Annotated in this window: 16 protein-coding genes; 12 read left to right on the forward strand and 4 right to left on the reverse strand. The window is 60.8% G+C overall.

The window, feature by feature from the left end; genetic code table 11:
• Nucleotides 1-33: 33 nt before the first annotated feature.
• The 5 genes from menA to OGI63_RS03895 all read left to right on the forward strand — a co-directional run bounded on the left by menA (nucleotide 34) and on the right by OGI63_RS03895 (nucleotide 5710).
• A complete protein-coding gene (menA, locus tag OGI63_RS03875) occupies nucleotides 34-1104 on the forward strand; it encodes a 1,4-dihydroxy-2-naphthoate octaprenyltransferase (protein ID WP_012619717.1) in 1071 nt (356 codons plus the stop codon).
• 97 nt (nucleotides 1105-1201) lie between these two features.
• The gene (locus OGI63_RS03880) at nucleotides 1202-1942 is read left to right on the forward strand and encodes a phosphoglyceromutase (protein WP_004268695.1); all 741 of its coding nucleotides are present in this window, start codon (nucleotides 1202-1204) and stop codon (nucleotides 1940-1942) included.
• Nucleotides 1943-2589: 647 nt separating this feature from the next.
• Nucleotides 2590-4716: an oleate hydratase gene (locus OGI63_RS03885; protein ID WP_004268697.1), complete on the forward strand. Its 2127-nt coding sequence runs from the start codon at nucleotides 2590-2592 to the stop codon at nucleotides 4714-4716.
• Nucleotides 4713-5066, forward strand: coding sequence for an alcohol dehydrogenase catalytic domain-containing protein (locus tag OGI63_RS03890; protein ID WP_014482677.1), 354 nt, complete (start codon nucleotides 4713-4715; stop codon nucleotides 5064-5066). Before OGI63_RS03885 ends, OGI63_RS03890 begins: the two co-directional genes overlap by 4 nt.
• Nucleotides 5021-5710 carry a zinc-binding dehydrogenase gene (locus OGI63_RS03895; protein ID WP_014482678.1) on the forward strand — a complete coding sequence of 230 codons (690 nt, stop codon included), beginning with the start codon at nucleotides 5021-5023 and terminating at the stop codon, nucleotides 5708-5710. The genes OGI63_RS03890 and OGI63_RS03895 overlap by 46 nt, the downstream gene beginning before the upstream one ends.
• 192 nt (nucleotides 5711-5902) lie before the next feature.
• On the opposite strand, the gene manA is transcribed toward OGI63_RS03895, so the two are convergent.
• Nucleotides 5903-7273 carry a mannose-6-phosphate isomerase, class I gene (manA, locus tag OGI63_RS03900; RefSeq protein ID WP_004268703.1) on the reverse strand — a complete coding sequence of 457 codons (1371 nt, stop codon included), beginning with the start codon at nucleotides 7271-7273 and terminating at the stop codon, nucleotides 5903-5905.
• A 162-nt stretch (nucleotides 7274-7435) separates the two neighbouring features.
• Here manA and OGI63_RS03905 point away from each other — a divergent pair, with 162 nt between their 5' ends.
• Complete coding sequence (locus OGI63_RS03905) at nucleotides 7436-7699, forward strand: hypothetical protein (RefSeq protein ID WP_004269032.1); 264 nt, start codon at nucleotides 7436-7438, stop codon at nucleotides 7697-7699.
• On the opposite strand, the gene OGI63_RS03910 is transcribed toward OGI63_RS03905, so the two are convergent.
• Complete coding sequence (locus OGI63_RS03910) at nucleotides 7608-8996, reverse strand: sensor histidine kinase (protein ID WP_004268708.1); 1389 nt, start codon at nucleotides 8994-8996, stop codon at nucleotides 7608-7610. The genes OGI63_RS03905 and OGI63_RS03910 overlap by 92 nt on opposite strands.
• Nucleotides 8997-9165: 169 nt before the next feature.
• Here OGI63_RS03910 and phoU point away from each other — a divergent pair, with 169 nt between their 5' ends.
• Complete coding sequence (gene phoU, locus OGI63_RS03915; protein WP_004268709.1) at nucleotides 9166-9846, forward strand: phosphate signaling complex protein PhoU; 681 nt, start codon at nucleotides 9166-9168, stop codon at nucleotides 9844-9846.
• A gap of 156 nt (nucleotides 9847-10002) precedes the next feature.
• Here the strand turns inward: phoU and serC are convergent, their stop codons facing one another.
• Nucleotides 10003-11142, reverse strand: coding sequence for a phosphoserine transaminase (gene serC, locus OGI63_RS03920; protein WP_012619719.1), 1140 nt, complete (start codon nucleotides 11140-11142; stop codon nucleotides 10003-10005).
• 336 nt (nucleotides 11143-11478) lie between these two features.
• On the opposite strand from serC, the gene OGI63_RS03925 reads away from it, so the two are divergent.
• From OGI63_RS03925 to OGI63_RS03935, 3 genes are all read left to right on the forward strand, one after another.
• On the forward strand, nucleotides 11479-12504 hold the full coding sequence (locus tag OGI63_RS03925) for a CHAP domain-containing protein (protein ID WP_004268713.1): 1026 nt from the start codon (nucleotides 11479-11481) through the stop codon (nucleotides 12502-12504).
• A 470-nt stretch (nucleotides 12505-12974) separates the two neighbouring features.
• Nucleotides 12975-13784, forward strand: a complete 810-nt coding sequence (locus OGI63_RS03930; protein ID WP_004268716.1) for a C40 family peptidase — start codon at nucleotides 12975-12977, stop codon at nucleotides 13782-13784.
• Nucleotides 13785-14277: 493 nt separating this feature from the next.
• A complete protein-coding gene (locus OGI63_RS03935; protein ID WP_004268717.1) occupies nucleotides 14278-15333 on the forward strand; it encodes a universal stress protein in 1056 nt (351 codons plus the stop codon).
• 88 nt (nucleotides 15334-15421) lie between these two features.
• Here OGI63_RS03935 and OGI63_RS03940 read toward each other — a convergent pair whose 3' ends face one another.
• Nucleotides 15422-15835 (reverse strand): OsmC family protein, encoded by a 414-nt coding sequence (locus tag OGI63_RS03940; protein ID WP_004268719.1) that lies wholly within the window; start codon nucleotides 15833-15835, stop codon nucleotides 15422-15424.
• Between the two features lie 133 nt (nucleotides 15836-15968).
• On the opposite strand from OGI63_RS03940, the gene OGI63_RS03945 reads away from it, so the two are divergent.
• Nucleotides 15969-16841, forward strand: a complete 873-nt coding sequence (locus OGI63_RS03945; RefSeq protein WP_004268721.1) for a thymidylate synthase — start codon at nucleotides 15969-15971, stop codon at nucleotides 16839-16841.
• Between the two features lie 125 nt (nucleotides 16842-16966).
• Nucleotides 16967-17650, forward strand: a complete 684-nt coding sequence (locus OGI63_RS03950) for a dihydrofolate reductase (RefSeq protein ID WP_004268723.1) — start codon at nucleotides 16967-16969, stop codon at nucleotides 17648-17650.
• Nucleotides 17651-17672 lie beyond the last annotated feature (22 nt).

The raw sequence follows: 17672 nt of genomic DNA on the forward strand, positions 1-17672 counted from the left end.
GCGCGTTCGAGTATTCGGGCATATATTCAAACTATGCAATTTCACGATTACGTTTCCGGCATGCGCATCCCCACGCTCATGCTCGGCATCGCGCCCGTGCTCATCGGCGTCAGCGCGGCGTGCCGGGTGATTGGCATGCGCGGTGCGGACGGCTTGCCGGCCTGCGGCATCCTCACCGCCAGCTCGGCATGCGATGCGGGCACTGGCAGAATCATCACGCTCGGTCTGCTTTGCCTGCTCGTCGCACTCTTCCTGCAGATCGCCGTCAATTTCGCCAACGACTACTCAGACGGCGTGCGCGGCACCGATGCCCACCGTACGGCGGCGGTACGGCAATACACGGTGGAATCTGATTTTCAGTTCCTTGAGAACGGTGCGACCGCGGAAGAGGAGCGGCAGGCGCGCGAGCTGAACGGGCCGACGCGGCTGGTGGCCGGCGGCGTCACTCCGCGCGCGGTGCTCATGGCGGCCATCGTGAATGCTGTGCTCGCCTGCGTGTGCGGGCTCGCGGTGATCGTGATCACCGGCTACTGGTGGCTCGTCTTCGTGGGGGCGTTGTGCGTGACAGCCGCATGGTTCTATGTGGGTGGCTCTCATCCATACGGATACTTCGGATTCGGCGAGCTGGCCGCCTTCGTGTTCTTCGGCCCGGTCGCCGCGCTTGGCACGCAGTTCGTGCTGTGCGGTCAGGTCAACGGGAACGGCGTGTATGGTGCGGTCGTCATCGGCGCGGTCTCGGCGGCCGTGATGGCGGTGAATAATCTGCGCGACGTGAACACGGATCGTGAGAGCGGCAAACGCACGCTCGCCGTACGCATCGGCGCGCGCGCATTCACGGTGTGCCTGTGCGTGCTCATCGCCCTCGTCATGCTCGCCATGGTGATTCCGTGGAGCGTGATGTGGATCCATATGGATTCCGATCTGCCCAATCTGAGCGTGCTCGGCGGTTACTGCGCAGTGCTCGGCGAAATCGCGCTCATACTGCTCACCGTGGTCGTCGAATTCAATGTGGCCAAGCGGGAATACCGTAGCGCCATGCGGAATCTGTCGTGGATCGCGCTCGCCGTCGCGCTGGTGTTCGTCGGTCTCACCATGTCCATCTGAATGCGCTGAGATCGTCGCGTTCGCAGATTATCCCGCCAATCGGGCAGATATGGCAATGCACGTGCATTTGACTCGACGGGTCGCTAGACTAGGGCATATGACTTACAAACTGGTACTGCTCCGACATGGTCAGAGCGAATGGAACAAGACAAATCAGTTCACCGGCTGGGTTGACGTCCCGCTGACCGAAAAGGGCCGCGAGGAAGCCAAGAACGGCGGCAAGCTCATGAAGGACAAGGGTGTGCTGCCCGACATCGTCTTCACCTCGCTGCTGCGCCGCGCCATCAACACCGCGAACATCGCGCTCGATGAGGCCGACCGCCTGTGGATTCCCGTGAAGCGCGACTGGCGCCTCAACGAGCGTCACTACGGTGCTCTGCAGGGCAAGAACAAGACCGAGATCCGCGAGGAGTACGGCGACGAGAAGTTCATGCTGTGGCGCCGCTCCTACGGCACCCCGCCGCCCGAGATTGACCCGAACGACCAGTACGCGCAGAACAACGACCCGCGTTACGCCGGCGACCCGGTTCCGGAAGCCGAGTGCCTCGCCGACGTCGTCGCCCGCGTCGAGCCGTATTGGGAAGCCGAGATCATCCCGGAGCTCAAGAGCGGCAAGACCGTGCTCATCGCCGCCCACGGCAATTCGCTGCGTGCGATCGTCAAGATGCTCGACGGCCTGACCGAAGAGGAGATCGCCAAGGTGAACATCCCGACCGCGATTCCGCTGGTCTATGAGCTCGACGAGAACTTCAAGCCGATCAAGAAGGGTGGCGAATACCTCGATCCTGAGGCCGCTGCCGCCGGTGCCGCCGCTGTTGCGGCCCAGGGCCAGAAGTGAGCTTGGCGGTCCTCCGATAACCACTCGTCTGATCGTATGAGGCGACTCGGTGTTTTTCGCGCCGGGTCGCCTTTTGCGTGTCTAGGCGCGGCCATGATTGCAAAGGCGACTATTTGATTCGCATAATCATGCTGAATCGAGACCAGAGTTGCAAAGATGCCCATTCTGTGAAATGCGAGATAGCTGCGCTGAGATTGAATCTGCAAAAGTGGTCATCGTACGGCTCTAGCTGTGCCATGCTGAGATCGCAGCTGCAAGAACGATCTTTCTGCGGCGAATTTAATGACCGCCTTTGCAATCTGGGGCATGTGTAGGCACGCGAAGTGATCTTCGCATACTGTGTTGAGAGTACGCTTGCAAATCCGGTCATTCTTGACCTGCATAAACATGTCAGGATGAGATTGCAGTTGCAAGAGCAGCCATCTGAATCCTGTGAGCATGTCTGGATGAGCATAGGATTGCAAAAACGGCCATGCACATGCACCATGTTCGCAGTGCGTTGCAGACCGCCTGCGGAATCGCTAAAACCAAGCTAAGAGCAAACCCCGTGCTCAGATTGCGCGAACAGACGGACAATGGACACTAGGGCGCCGAAAGTCGGCGCAGGCAAATCTTCGCGGGAACGAGCCCGCGCAAGAGGAGGTGCCATGTACTATTCGGCAGGCAATTTCGAAGCGTTCGCACACCCGAAGAAGCCGGAAGGCCTCGAGAACAAGAGCGCGTACATCATCGGCACGGGACTGGCGGCGCTCACCGCTGCGTTCTATCTCGTGCGCGATGCGCAGATGCCGGGCAAGAACATCCACGTGTTCGACAAGGACGTGGTTCCCGGCGGTGCGCTCGATGGCGCGTTCATCAAGGGCGAGGGCTACGTCATGCGCGGTGGCCGCGAAATGGACAATCATTTCGAGGTCATGTGGGACGTCTACCGCGATGTGCCGAGCATCGAAGACCCGAATGTGTCGATGCTCGACCACTACTACTGGCTCAACAAGGAGGACCCGAACTATTCGAAGTGCCGCGCCACCAAGGCACGTGGCCACAATGCGCACACCGACAACAAGTTCAATCTCTCCGACAAGGGGTGCATGGAGATCCTCAAGCTCTACCTCGCCTCCGAGGACGAGCTCGCCAACAAGAAGATCACCGACTACTTCGACGACGAAGTGCTCAATTCGAATTTCTGGCTGTACTGGCGCACCATGTTCGCCTTCGAGAACTGGGATTCCGCGCTCGAGATGCATCGCTACATCCACCGGTTCATCCATCACATCGGTGGCCTGCCCGACTTCTCGGCATTGCGGTTCACGCGATACAACCAGTATGAGTCGATGATCCTGCCGCTCATGAACTACCTCAAGGCGCACGACGTGCAGTTCCACATGGGCACCGCCGTCGACGACGTCACCTTCGCCATCAGCGACCACGAGAACGGCCCGGTCCGCAATGTGTTCACCAATGTGTCGATGGACGAGGCCCAACGCGCCCAAGCAGAGAACGGCGCATTCCCGCGCAACCCGTACAGCACGCCGAACAAGAAGGTCGCCAAGACGCTGGTAATCACCGACCTGGTGAAGAACGAGCGCAAGACGATCGAACTCACCGAGGACGATTTCGTGTTCATCACCAACGGCGGCTTGGTGGAGTCGACCACCGAGGGCGACCAGAACACGCCGGCCGGCTTCGATCCGACGCTCAAGCCGGGCAACGGCTGGGACATGTGGAACCGCATTGCCGCCGTCGACCCGAGCTTCGGCCACCCGGAGAAGTTCATTTACGATCCGAACCTCACCAAGTGGATGAGCGCCACCGCTACCACGCTTGACGACACGATTCCGGCCTACATCGAGAAGATCACCGGACGCTCGCCGTTCGGCGGTCACACCGTTACCGGCGGCATCGTGACCGTGGAGGATTCGAACTGGCTGATGAGCTGGACCGTGAACCGGCAGCAGCAGTTCCGCAACCAGCCGAAGGACATGATCTCGGCGTGGATCTACGGTTTGTTCCCCGACAAGCCGGGCAACTACATTCGCAAGCCGATGCAGGACTGCACCGGTATGGAGATCTGCGAGGAATGGCTCTACCACATGGGAGTGCCCGAAGAACAGATCGAGGAGCTCGCGAAGAACCATTGCAACACGGTGCCGGTCATGATGCCGTATGTCGACGCGTTCTTCATGCCGCGCGAACTCGGTGACCGCCCCGACGTCGTGCCGGACGGTGCCGTCAACTTCGCGTTCATCGGCCAGTTCGCCGAGGAGCCACGTGACACGATCTTCACCACGGAATATTCGATGCGCACCGGCATGGAGGCCGTGTACACGTTGTGCGATGTGGATCGTGGCGTGCCTGAGGTGTGGAACAGCGAATACGACGTGCGTGACATGCTCAACGCGGCCGTCAAGCTGCGCGATGGACAGCCGCTCACCACCTTCGGACGCAATAATGTGGAACGCAAGGCGATTGCATTTGCGCTGGGGCGCACCAGGGGCACGTACATCTACGACATGCTCAAGGTGTATGGCGCCATCGCCGACCCGAAGCACCCGGTGGATATGAAGCCGGGCATGCGGTTCGACGAGTCGTTCAATGAAGCGGATGAGCAGCGTCTGATGCAGCATGCCAAGGAGGCGGAGGCCGAGGCGTTCGCGACGCCGTGTTCCGCCGATGCACCGGTTGCCGCCGACACCGTGGACACCGTGGACACCGTCGCCCCGGCGGCTGCGCCCGACGGCGCTCTCGAGCCGGGGGAGAATGATTCGGCGAAATGAAGGCCTATGTGATTGAGCAGGCGGACGACCATGGTCTTGACGCCATCAAGCTCGCCGAGGTGCCGATTCCGGCAGTGGGACCGGGGCAGGTGCTTGTCAAGGTGCATGCGGTTGGTCTGAATCCGGTGGATTACAAGCTGGCGGAGGGCGGTGACCCGGACTGGTCGTTCCCGCATACGCTGGGCCTTGACGTGGCCGGTGAAATCGCCGCCATCGGGCCGGATGTCTCCGAGGACTGGCATCTGGGCATGCGCGTCGCCGGACACATGGCGACCTGCGCTACGATGGCTGCTTCGCCGAATACGTGGCATCGCCGACGTATGAGCTGGCCCGCATCCCGGATGACGTGAGCTATACCGACGCCGCCGGCCTGCTGTGCAGCGCGTTGACGGCCTACCAGACGATCAACCGCAAACCGAATCTCAACAATGTGCACACGGCATTGATCCATGGAGGCTCCGGAGCCGTGGGCGGCATTGCCGTCCAACTCGCCAAGATGCATGGCCTCACGGTGTTCACCACCTGCTCCACCGCCAAGGTGGACTATGTGCGCAAACATCTCGATGTGGATGCGGTCATCGACTACCGCAAGGAGGATGTGACCGAACGCATAGGCGAGCTCACCGACGGGCTCGGCGTCGATCTCGTGGTGGACACGGTGAGCGGCGCGGAGGCCGAGAAGGACTTCGACCGACTGGCCTACAACGGTCAGCTCGTCACCATTGTGGGCGTGCCGAACATCGACAGTGACGACATGTTCGGCCGTGGACTGAGCATGGCGGTCGTCAATCTCGGCGGTGCGCATGGCTCCGGCGATTCTCGGCAGCAGAACGATTTGGGCACAATGGCCACCGACGTGTTTGAGATGGCATCGCAGGGCCGTCTCGATCCGCTCATCGAGAGGATTCTGCCGTTCGCCGAGTTGGTGGATGGGTTGAAGACGCTCGCCACCGGCAAAGTGACCGGCAAGCTGGTCGTTTCGCTCGACATCTAGCGGCTCCACCGCGGTTTGGCATGGCCCGCGCGGCATGGTGCATGGAGTTTTCCGAACACCGCGCCGCGCGGGTTCCCATTTGTGCCCCGTTTTACGGATGCTTCCGAAAGATGTGCCGCGAGAGGGCCTATCTGCGGCACGGTTTTCGGAAGCATCCGTCCGAAATACCGCCGCCCACGCAGCCGCCGTCGCCTAGAACGGCGTGGAGGCCACCAAATACTTGCCCTGAGGCTCGCCTTCGCCGTCGATCACGGCCTCGACATGCGCCCATCCGTCGCTCGCCGGCACGAACACGGCGTCTCCCTGATGCAGTACGCGTGAATCCGCTTCGCTGATCACCTGCACCGACCCTTGTGTGCACACCACCACACGAGGGCCGGAATGCGGGAACGGCGTATGCCCGCTGATCTGCCTCACCAGTGAGTCGTAGCGTTTGGCCAGCGCGTTGATCACCGGCCAGGGCTCATGCTGCACATCCACCTGCCCGTAGGCGAGCATGTACTCGCTCACGTTCGGTTTGTAGAAGGCGAGGTCGCGCATCAGCATCGTGGCGATCTGCGAGTTCGACGGATCCACCGGCGTGCTGGTGCGGCAGTCCAGGCATTGCAGCAGATTCACGATGTCTTTGTGCTTCACGGTGAGTCCTGCGCGCAGCACGTTGTCCGAATTCGTCATGATCTCTGCTGCCGTACCATATATATAGGCGTGTGGGGTGCCGGTGGGCAGGAACACCGACTGGCCCTCCTCAAGCCTCACCGGGTTCATCATGAGCAGTGCGAGCGAGCTCGTGTCTCCCGGGAACGCCTTGGCCGCGCGAATCGCGAAGTCGAATGCGAGATCGTTGCGCGTGTGTTCGGTGAGTGAGCGCGCATGCTGCAGATCGTCGAGGAGTTCCTGCGGATCCGTTTCCTGCGCCGTGATCGCCGCATGGAATGCGCGGAACAGTCGTTTTCTCGCCGGTGACCATACGGCGGAGGCGATGGGCATCATCTCGTCCGCCATGACAAATGATTCGCCTGCCGACTGCGTGGCGGTCGAGTTGAGCGCCTCCACCATGCGTTGCGCCACCGGCAGCCTGAGCAATTCCAGATTCCGTAGCGCGAATGTGCGCGTGGAGAATCCCACTGCCGCGAGGAATGGTTCGAGTGCCACCACCATCTCGCTTTTCGCATTGATGTCTTTGAACGAACGTTCGGGAGCGTTGAGTGGTATGCCTGCGCGGTTCTCCTCGTTGAACCCCGCGCGCGCCTGAAAGGCCACCGGGTGCACCTGCAGCGAGAGCGGTTCGGTGGCGCAGATCAGTTTGAACAGATAGGGGAGCACCGGGCCGAATTCCTCCGAGCCGCGCCGACCCACCATGTCAATGGGATTGCGCTCGATCATCGACGTGAGCGGCTGTTCGACGCCATCCACCATTATCGGCGACGGCGACTGGGCATGCCCGCTGAACCACATCTCGGCAAGCGGCTGCTGTGTTTCGTGTTCATCCAAATGGAACACATGCTGCAGTGTTCGGTGCGAGCCCCAGGCATAGTGTTTGGGAACAGGGCGAATAGCGTACACTGCCTGCTCCCTTCTGACTTGGCGTTTTTCGGCGCTCGCGCATACGTGCATATTGTACGCGAATTCGCATGCTTGTGCCCACATGGGAAGATTTTTCCCACATTCAGGGCTCGATTGGCTGGTTATTTCCACTGCTACACACCTGTGATTACAGTGGGCCATATGAAAATCGCTCCGATCTATGACCCGACCCAGCGCCGTCCCAGCCCCAAACCGGTGCAGGTCGATCTACGCAAGGCGTTCATCATAGGCATCTGCTGCTGGGTCGTCGCGCTGATCGTGAGCATTGTCGTCTTCTCCACCGCACATTCGGAGATGTCGCGCCAGTCGATGTTCATCTGCTCGTATGGCGTGTTGATTGGTTTCGCATTGCTTGTGTGGGAGCATTTTCACCGTCGCGATTACCGTCGGCTCGGCGCCGACTGATTTCGCCGGCCTCCTCTGCAGACTCGGGCACGAGCGGTAGCACCAGACTGAATGTGCTGCCCTGCCCAGGTCTGCTCCACACCTGCACATTGCCGTGGTGCATGATGGCCACATGCTTGACGATGGCCAGGCCGAGGCCGACGCCCGACTGCGTGCGCTCGTTCTGGTTCGCTCCGCGGTAGAACCGTTCGAAGATGCGCGGCTGCTCCTTGAGCGGGATTCCCGTTCCGCGGTCCACCACGCGCACCAACGCATCCTTGGTGTCGCGCGTCGTTTCGATGAGCACGCTCACGTTCGCGTTGTCGGGCGAGTATTCGATGGCGTTGTCGACGAGCTTGCCGATCGCTGCACGAATCGCCGTGGCGTTGCCGCGCACTTTCGGCTCGCCCTTGCCGGTGATGGACACCGTGATGCCGCGTTGACGGGCTTGCGGCAAGAGTTCGTTGACCGCCACCTCCACTTGTTCGCGCACATCCAACACCGCGGATTGCGCGTTCGGAGCATCGCCCTGTGCCTTGATGAGCAGCAGCAGATTCTTGACCATGTGATCGACGTAGGCGCTTGACCGACGCACGTCGCGGGCCGCCTGCGCGACCTGTTCGGGGCTCATGCCGCCGTGTTCGAGCACGTCGGCCAGCCGTTGCAGATCCTCACTCGGCCGAATGATCATCTCGCTCACGTTCGTCACGAAGTCGTCGCGCATCTGCGAGAACCGCACCGATTCCGAGATGTCGTCGATGAGCACGACGACGAATTGCTCGTCGATGCGCCCGATGACCAGTTTGAGCCAGTTGGGGCGCGAGACGGTGCTGGTTTTCAGGTCCTCCTCAGTATCCACCGGTTCGGGCAACGCGAAACGTTTCGGTGTGGAGGTGGTGATCTCCAGCGACGTCTTGCCGCCGTGCTCGCGTACTTTGCGCACGGCGTCGAGCACGCGCGAATCCACGATCACGTCGTCGTTGACGATGCCCAGACGGTAGGCCGCCGGATTGGCGCGCACCACGTCGTCGGAATCGTCGACCACAATCGATGCGGCCGGAAGGATCGACAACAACGCGGCGGCCTCATCGTCAAGCTCGTCATCGTCATCGTCGTCGCCGTCCTCATCGTCACGCGAGCGTCGGCGCCGGAGTCTGGAGACGAGGTCGCCGATGGAATCGGGAAGCGAGACGCCGTGTGTAGTGCGGGAGATGAGCGGGGCCAGCCAGTCGTAGAGCAGCACCAACAGGCCTATGACCGCGCCGACCGCGAGCAGTATGAACGCGACGGCGATCACCGTGGTTGTGAATTGTGGCATGGCATCATTCTCCCATATTCGTGCGCGGTGCGCAGCAGATGCGCATTTTCCCGTCGCAGATGGCGAACACACGCATGAGACGTCGCCCATCAGGGCACACGCCAGAGTGTCGCATCGGCTACAATGATTGCGTACATAGCGCACGGGCAGCAACAGGGAGGGTGAACACATGCGCGTGATTTTCAATGAAGGCCTCAAAGCGGTGGCCGACGACCTCGACCATATGGCCCGCGATGTGCGCGACGCCATCCGTCTGGCGGGGGAGGCCCTGCTTCATCAGGATCTCGATGCGGCCCAGACCGTGATCGACAACGATGCGAGCATCGACGACCTTTCCACCCGCATCATGGACCAATGCGTGGAGCTGCTGGCACGCCAGAATCCGGTGGCCACCGACCTGCGCGTCATCGTCTCCACGATGCGCCTGGCCACCACCTTCGAACGCATGGGCGATCTGGCGCGCCATATCGCGGAATCCGCGCGCCGCACCTACCCGAACTCGCCGGTTCCGCAGAATCTGGTGCCCACGTTCGCGAAAATGCAGCAGTTCCTCGACATCACGGGCGGTCGCCTTGTCGACATGCTCGCCGACCGCGACACCGCGATAGCGGAGCAGATCATTCGCGACGACGACCAGCTCGACGATCTGCATCTCAAGATCATGCAGTACGCCGACAGCGCCGAATGGGAGGGCACGAACGAGCAGCTCATCAACGTGGTGCTCATCGCACGCTTCATGGAGCGTCTCGGCGACCATGCAGTCTCCGCCGCACGCCGCGTCGTGTTCATCGTCTCCGGCTTCGACCCCACGAAGACGCCGTCGCGAGACGAAGGCACCGACATCGACTGAGCGCGGAATGCGCATATCGGCACAGAAAAAGCCCGGGTCACGGAAGGGATGTGTGACCCGGGCTTATGTGTTGAGCATACCGAACATTTCCGCGTTATGCACGTCGCATCTCATAAGCGACGCAGCAATATGGGCGGTGTTCCCATGCCGCATGGATTACAGATGTTCAATCACATAGTCAATGCAGTGCGTGAGCGCCTCGACGTCCGACGGATCGACCGAGGGGAAGACTCCGATGCGCAGCTGATTGCGTCCCAGCGCGCGATATCCGTTCACATCGACAATGCCGTTGTCACGCAACGCCTCGAGCACTGCGGCGGCCGGCACCGCGTCAATGAGGTCGACGGTGACCACGGCATGCGAGCGGGCCTCCTCATCCACAACGTACGGGCTCGCATAGCGGCTCGCCTCGGCCCAGGAATACACGGTGTTCGCAGAGCGCTCGCATCGCTTGACGGCCCAGTCGAGACCGCCGTTGCCGTTGAGATAGCGAATCTGGCTCTCCATGAGCACGAGCGTGGAGATCGCCGGCGTGTTGAGCGTCTGGTTCTTGCGGGAATTCGAAATCGCGGAGGTGAGCGAGAGGAACGGCGGAATCCAGCGGATCGAACCGGGAACGGCAGCGTTCTCCTTGACCGCCTCGGCACGTTCGATGGCCTCGGGGGAGAGAATCGCCACCCACAGGCCGCCCTCGGATCCGAATGCCTTCTGCGGGGAGAAATAATAGGCGTCGGTCTGCGACAGGTCCACCGGCAGCGCTCCGGCGCCGCTCGTCGCATCGATGATCGTCAGCGCGCCTTGGTTCACACTGCCGGCGATGCGCTTGACCGGTGCGGCGACGCCGGTGGAGGTCTCGTTCTGCGCCCAGCAGTATGCGTCGACGCCATCGGTGAGTTCAGGCAGGCGCCAAGTGCCGAAGTCACCCTCATATATGGCCGGTTCCTCGAGGAACGGAGCCGAGGAGAGTGAGGCGGCCATCTTCTTCGTGAACGAGCCGTACACGCCACATGCGGCCTTGCGGCTGACGAGCGAGCAGCATACGACATCCCAGAATGCGCTCGCGCCACCGTTGCCGAGCACCACCTCGTAGCCTGCGGGGAGCGAGAAGAACTCGGCGAGCCCTTCACGGATCGATTCGACGAGCTGTTTCACCGGACGCTGGCGGTGGGAGGTGCCCAGCAGCGTGTCTGCGGCATTGGTGAGGTCGAGAATCTGTTCACGACGGATCTTGGTGGGGCCCGAGCCGAAGCGGCCGTCTGCGGGAAGCATGTTTTGCGGAATGGTAATAGTGCTCATGTCTTTAGATTATAGGAAGGCATGCGTCGCGCAGGTGAATGGACGAACGGCGTTGCATTGCTTGGACGCTGGACACCCACCGGGTGAGTGTGTAGGCACCCGGCTCACGACGAAGAATGCGTGGATTGTGAAGGTGCGACAAGAAATTTACGAGATTTTGTGGAACCTTGAAATTACAGGCGTAAGCGAGGGGCGTACCGCTGTGTGCCCGGCGTGTTCGATGCCGAAAGCGCGAATGTGAGCTGTATTTTGACGGTTAGGTGAGGTATCCTGTCGAAAGTTGCATAACGAGCACGACAGAGCGTGCAGGCTGAAATGACCGAAGGAGTTTTTTGTATGAGGCATGCAGCCCCGAAAGCCCACAAGGGGTTAGGTGCAAAAAGCCTAACGAACTCTCTGTTCGCATCGCGTACGGGCTCGCATTCCGCACAGGGCGTGCGGGCGAAGCAGGCGGCGGCAGGTGACGCGCAGGCGCTGGCAATCGACGAGGATCTGGCAGCCAAGCTCAACGAAGTCGCACCTTTGACCCGTAAGGCGATTCGTCAGACCGCCAAGGCGGCCCAGCGCAAGCACAACATTCTCACCTCCGTCTCATTGGCGACATTGGTGGGAACCGCGGCGACGTCGATGGCCTTCATGAAGGGCGAGGGCTCCACAGTGCTGGCGGCCGAGGACCCGACCGAGACCACGCAAGTGCATCGCATCGCCGACGGTTCCGCTTCGCGCTCCGATACGCGTGAGGCTCTGGACAGCGCCACCGCAAGCAGCGAGACGGCTACCGCGACCTCCGAGGTCAGCTCGTCGTCCGCCAAGGTGAACGTCACCATCGACAACGGCAAGACCGTCTCCACCACCAATGCAGGCAAGTGGGGGCTCGGCGGCGACAACTCGATCGCCGATTCGAACGCGCTTTCCCGCGCACTCGCCAACAACCCGAAGGTCGCCGACCTCATGGACGAGCATCAGGGTCAGCTGCCGCAGGGCTTCGATGCCAATCATGAAACCGGTGATCGCGGCAATGCATACCCCTACGGCCAGTGCACGTGGTGGGCGTACGAGCGTCGTGCGCAACTCGGTCTCAACACCGGCTCGCACTTCGGCAATGCGGGCTCCTGGGCCGTATCCGCAGGTTCCATGGGCTATTGGGTCGACAACACGCCACGCAATACCGGCGACGCGCTCGTGTTCTCACCGGGTCAGGAAGGTGCCTCGGGGGTCTACGGCCACGTCGCTGTGGTGGAGAAGGTGAATCCCGACGGATCCATTGAGATCTCCGAATCCAATGTGCAGGGCGTCGGCGTGATCTCGCATCGCACCTTCACCTCGGCACAGGCCAGGAATTTCCAGTACATCCACTTCTGAGTGCGACGTGTTCCCGGTTCGCTTGCCTTCTTGCAAACGCAGTGTTATGGGTAACCGTGCTGTTTCGTTATTTCTTCGCGGCTGAGCGTTGATATGACGAAACACAGGGCCGCGTTTCGTCGTATCGATGCCAGATAGCGGCTTCATGACGAAACTAGGGCATCAGTTTCGTCCGGAGCGCGTGAACGAGCGACTCGATGACGAAACCTGTGGAGCGCATTCGCCTTCACGATGGGCACGAGCGCGGATTGGCTCAGTGGCAATCTGTTGCGAGGATAGGTATATTCCAGATTCAGGGTATGCTAGACAAGATATGTCCGCTCCGGGCGATATGTGAAGAAAACTTCATAATATAGCACACTGCCAGTCGATTGTGGTCTCGGCGTGTCTCCCAGTATTCCAACCATTTTCTTGTAGGTTTCCACAATCGTCTCACGTTGGCTGTGCTACTGTGGACGACGATGAATACTATGAAGCGTTCTATTTCGATTGCCACCGCTGTAGTTGCAGCCTCGCTTGCGTTCACCAGCATCGCGCCGGCCGCAACCGCCGCCGACTCCCAGTCGGGCTCGAACTACGTCGTATCGACCCGTTCGTTCCCGAAGGTGAACGTGGCCAAGGCGAACTTCTTCGCCGAGGCGACCTCCACGGAAGTCGACAAGGACTCCAACTGGGGCGGTCTGGGTTCAATGGATGTTCCACAGACCAAATCCACGGCAGAGAAGGAAGCGGAAGCCCGCGCCCAAGCCGAGAAGGAAGGCGCTGAGCAGCGTGCACAGGAAGAGGCCGCCGCAAAGGCGGCACGTGAGCAGGCCGCGGCCGCAAGCCGCGGCCAGGCGCGTGAATCCCTCACCGACACCAATGCCAACACCGCCCAGCAGGAAGCCGCTCCGGCCGCGCAGCCAGCAGCTGCCCCATCCGTGCCCACCAGCAAGAACGGTGCAGCCATCGCCGCCTATGCCCAGAAGTTCATCGGCGCCCCCTATGTATCGGGTGGCACCACTCCGAGCGGCTGGGATTGCTCTGGATTCGTCATGTATGTCTTCTCCCGGTTCGGCATTAATCTGCCGCGCACCTCGGGCGCCCAGGCCGGTGTCGGAACCGCCGTTCCGAGCCTCGCCGAGGCCCAGCCGGGCGACATCATCGCGAATGCCAACCATGCTGCCATCTATATTGGCAATGGCATGATCGTCAACGCGTTGAACCCGGCGCAGGGTACGCAGGTCACCAATCTCTCGGCATTCGGTGGTGCTGCCTACAGCATCCGTCGAGTTCTGTGACCTCTCTTGATATACGGTGAAGGGCCGCGCATCCGTTCTCGGGTGCGCGGCCCTTCGCATTCCGCCGTCCATGCCGCAGCACCTGCTGAGTAAATGAATAAAGAGGGCAGCGAGCTGCGTAAAAAGAGTCGGTGAGATGGCCGGCGCTGTCCCCTTTTACGCAAGAGGTCGCGCACAGATCGCGCACAGATCGCGCACAGAGCCTGCACGGATCACGCATGGAGCGATGGTCCCTGACGTAAAAGGAGTCAATGCCAGGGGGTTATTTGTCTCCTTTTACGGCTCTTACATGCTTAAAGGGAAGAGCCCCTTCTACACAGGAGTATGCGGGGCTGGCGGATGGCGACCCGGTATTGGGCGATCTGCGGGCGCATGGCATATCGGCAGGCGTATCGATTTGTGCGGATTTCACCGCCGAAACGCGCGCGCATGCGTCGGCACGGTATTCTAGATACCAGTACTTGTTTCATTGCTGGTCAAGGAGGTCCCTCATATGAACGACAACACAATCCTCGTCGGAGTCGACGGTTCGCACGCGAGCTACAAGGCGACATGGTGGGCCGCGAACTATGCCAAGCACATGGGACTGTCCTTGCAGATCGTCTGCGCATACTCGTTGCCGAGCTATGCCGCCGTCTCGTTCGACGCCACATACACGTCGATGGGCGACGACAACGCCGCGCACAACGATGCCCAGGAGATTCTGTCGAAGGCCAAGGCAATCGCCGATGAGCAGGGCGTGAACGCGCAGACGCTCATCGTGACGGGCGATCCGTCGTCGGTGTTCGTCGAACTGTCGCGCAACTACAATCTGATCGTCATTGGCAACCGCGGCAAGGGAGGACTGGCGGAGCGTCTGCTCGGCACGACGAGCTCGAGTCTGCCGGCATACGCATACTGCCCGATCGTCGTCGTGCCGTACACCGACGACAAAGACAATCTGCTGCATCTCAACAATGTGATCACCAAGGTAGCCGTTGGGTCCGATGACACGAAGTGGGGCCTGCGCGCACTGCAGATCGCCGCGGATTTCGCCGCGAACTGGGGCGCCGAGCTGGACGTGATCACCGTGGTGCCGGGCAACACCAATCTCGACGACCCGGCACAGAAGCAGAAGTTCGAAGATGTGCTCGACGCGCGTCTGGAATCCATCTGCACGACACACCCCGACCTCAAGATCCGCAAATCGATTGTGGCCGGCCGCGCAGTGGAGACGCTCACCAAGGCCAGTCATACGCACGACATCGTGGTGGTCGGTTCCTGCGGCCGTGGCGGCCTCACCGGTCTGCTGTTCAACTCCACCAGCCAGGGGTTGCTCCAGCATTCGGCGTCGCCGGTCTACGTGGTGCCGCGCAAGTTCGTGGAGGCTGAGGAACAGCGTGTGAAGACGGGCACCGCATCGGGAACCGAGACCGCCGAAGTGACGTCGCTCGAGGAATTCGTGCGCGAGGTACCGGTTGAGCGCGCCAGCGAGGAAACCGAACGCCAGATCGAGATCGACATCGACCCGAAGGCGCACGAGTACCGGCAGGACGATAACGAACAGTAGTCGGGTGGTCTCCCGATAACGAAAAGCCGCCGCGGGCAATGCAATCGATATATTGCCCACGGCGGCTCTCCCTTTGCGCCGCGTTCGGTCAGCTGCGCACCTCGATGTCCATGCGCACCGGTGTAACCTGTTCGTAGGTGTGCTTGACGGTGCATCCCTTGTCGACGTGAGCGCGCACACGCTTCTTGAGCTTCTCGACGTCCTCCGGGGAGAGGTCCGCGTCGGTGGCGTCGATCATGAGGGTCTCGTTGAAGTTGATGTACGAGTCGTTGTCGGCGTCATAGGTGCCGTCGACGACGATCTTGGCGCCCTTGCCCTCGCCGAGCGTGCTTTCGATGGCGAAGTTGCTGGACAGCGCCGCGCAGCCCGCCAATGCGATCTTCATGAGATCGCCGGGCGTGAACTGGCCGCGGCCCTTGCCGAACTTGATGTGGGCGCCGTCATCGGAGAATGCGTCCCACGAGCCGTCCTTGTTGCGCTCGACCCAAATTCGCTTGCTCATACGTGCCTTCTTTCCACGCGGATGTGTCGTCTCGTTTACTCAACCACATTGTAGGCGGGTATATGCCCGCCGTGTCGGGCTGTATTCGCTCCCGGCATCGTCTCGTCAGACTTTGCGATTACGATTGCATGCCATGCCATTGATTCAGGAGCAACTGCAAGCTATTCGCACCCAGATTCCGCCGCGCCCCGACACCGACATCCCGATGCCGTATGAGGACCTGCTGCGCAAGATTCTCATGGAAGGCAATCTCAAGAACGACCGCACCGGCACAGGCACGATCTCGCTGTTCGGCCAGCAGATGCGTTTCGATCTGGCGAAGGGGTTCCCGCTGCTCACCACGAAGCGCGTGTTCTTCAAGGGCATCGCCTATGAACTGCTGTGGTTCTTGAAGGGCTCGAGCAATGTGCACTGGCTGCAGGAGCACAATGTGCACATCTGGGACGAGTGGGCCGACGAGAACGGTGATCTTGGTCCGGTGTACGGTGTGCAGTGGCGCAGTTGGCCTGCTCCCACCGCAGACGATCCCGACCGCACAATCGACCAGATCTCCAATGTGCTTGAGCTCATCAAACACAACCCGGATTCGCGGCGCATGGTGGTCACCGCGTGGAACCCGGCCGAGGTGGAGAACATGGCGTTGCCGCCGTGCCACGCGCTGTTCCAGTTCTATGTGGCCGATGGCAGACTCAGCTGCCAGCTGTACCAGCGTTCGTGTGACATGTTCCTCGGCGTGCCGTTCAACATCGCCAGCTATTCGCTGCTCACGATGATGATGGCACAGCAGGCCGGCTTGGAACCCGGTGAATTCGTGTGGACCGGCGGCGACTGCCACATCTACGACAATCACGTGGAGCAGGTGCTTGAGCAGCTCTCGCGCGAACCCTACCCATACCCGAGGATGGAGATTCGCAAGGCCGATTCTCTGTTCGACTACCAGTATTCCAATTTCCATATCGCGGACTATCGATACCACCCCACCATCAAGGCTCCGATCGCGGTGTGAGGGTCACGGTCGATTCGATCGGCCAACATATGGAATTGCGGTGAAAACCCGCGAAAACGAAGCTGCAGGTCGTGACTCGCCTATAGACTCGATTTACGTTTGAGACTTGTTCCAAGGAGTGAGAAATGGAGTCTGGAAGTAGCCGCAGTGGCTATCACGAACCCGTGCCCGGATCCGCCGGGCCAGAAGTCTTCGAGGATGACTGGGGAGATGATTTCCCCAAGACGTTCTCGGTGAATCTCATATGGGCACAGGCAAACGACAAGGAAGGCCGTTCCGGTGCCATTGGGTATGAGGGTGAGATGCCCTGGCATCTGCCTGAAGACCTGAAGCGATTCAAGGAGCTCACCGTCTCCCATCCGGTGATCATGGGGCGCAAGACCTGGGAGGCGCTCAACGAGAAGTTCCGGCCGCTTCCGAACCGTGACAACATCGTGTTGTCGCGTGACCGTGATTTCCGTGCGCCGGGTGCCACCGTGGTGGACAATCTGGAGGAGGCGCTCGATATGGCCCGTCAGGAGGCCATTCCCGACGACGGACTCGACCGCAGCGAGATCTGGGTCATCGGCGGCTCCCAGCTGTTCAACCAGATGTTGCCAATGGCATCCAAGATCTACATGACGCAGGTCGACGCCAAGGTGAATGCGGACGCCTACGCTCCAGACCTCACCGAGGCGCTCAACAACGGTTCCTGGAAACTCATGGAGAATTCGGGATGGCTCACGCCGAAGAAGCCCGAAGGCATCGATCGTTACCGTTACCTGACGTTCGAACGCAATACCGGCGACGAACAGGCCGAAGAGGAATAACACCACCAGAACACATGTGAGA

The organism is Bifidobacterium sp. KRGSERBCFTRI (assembly GCF_025908335.1).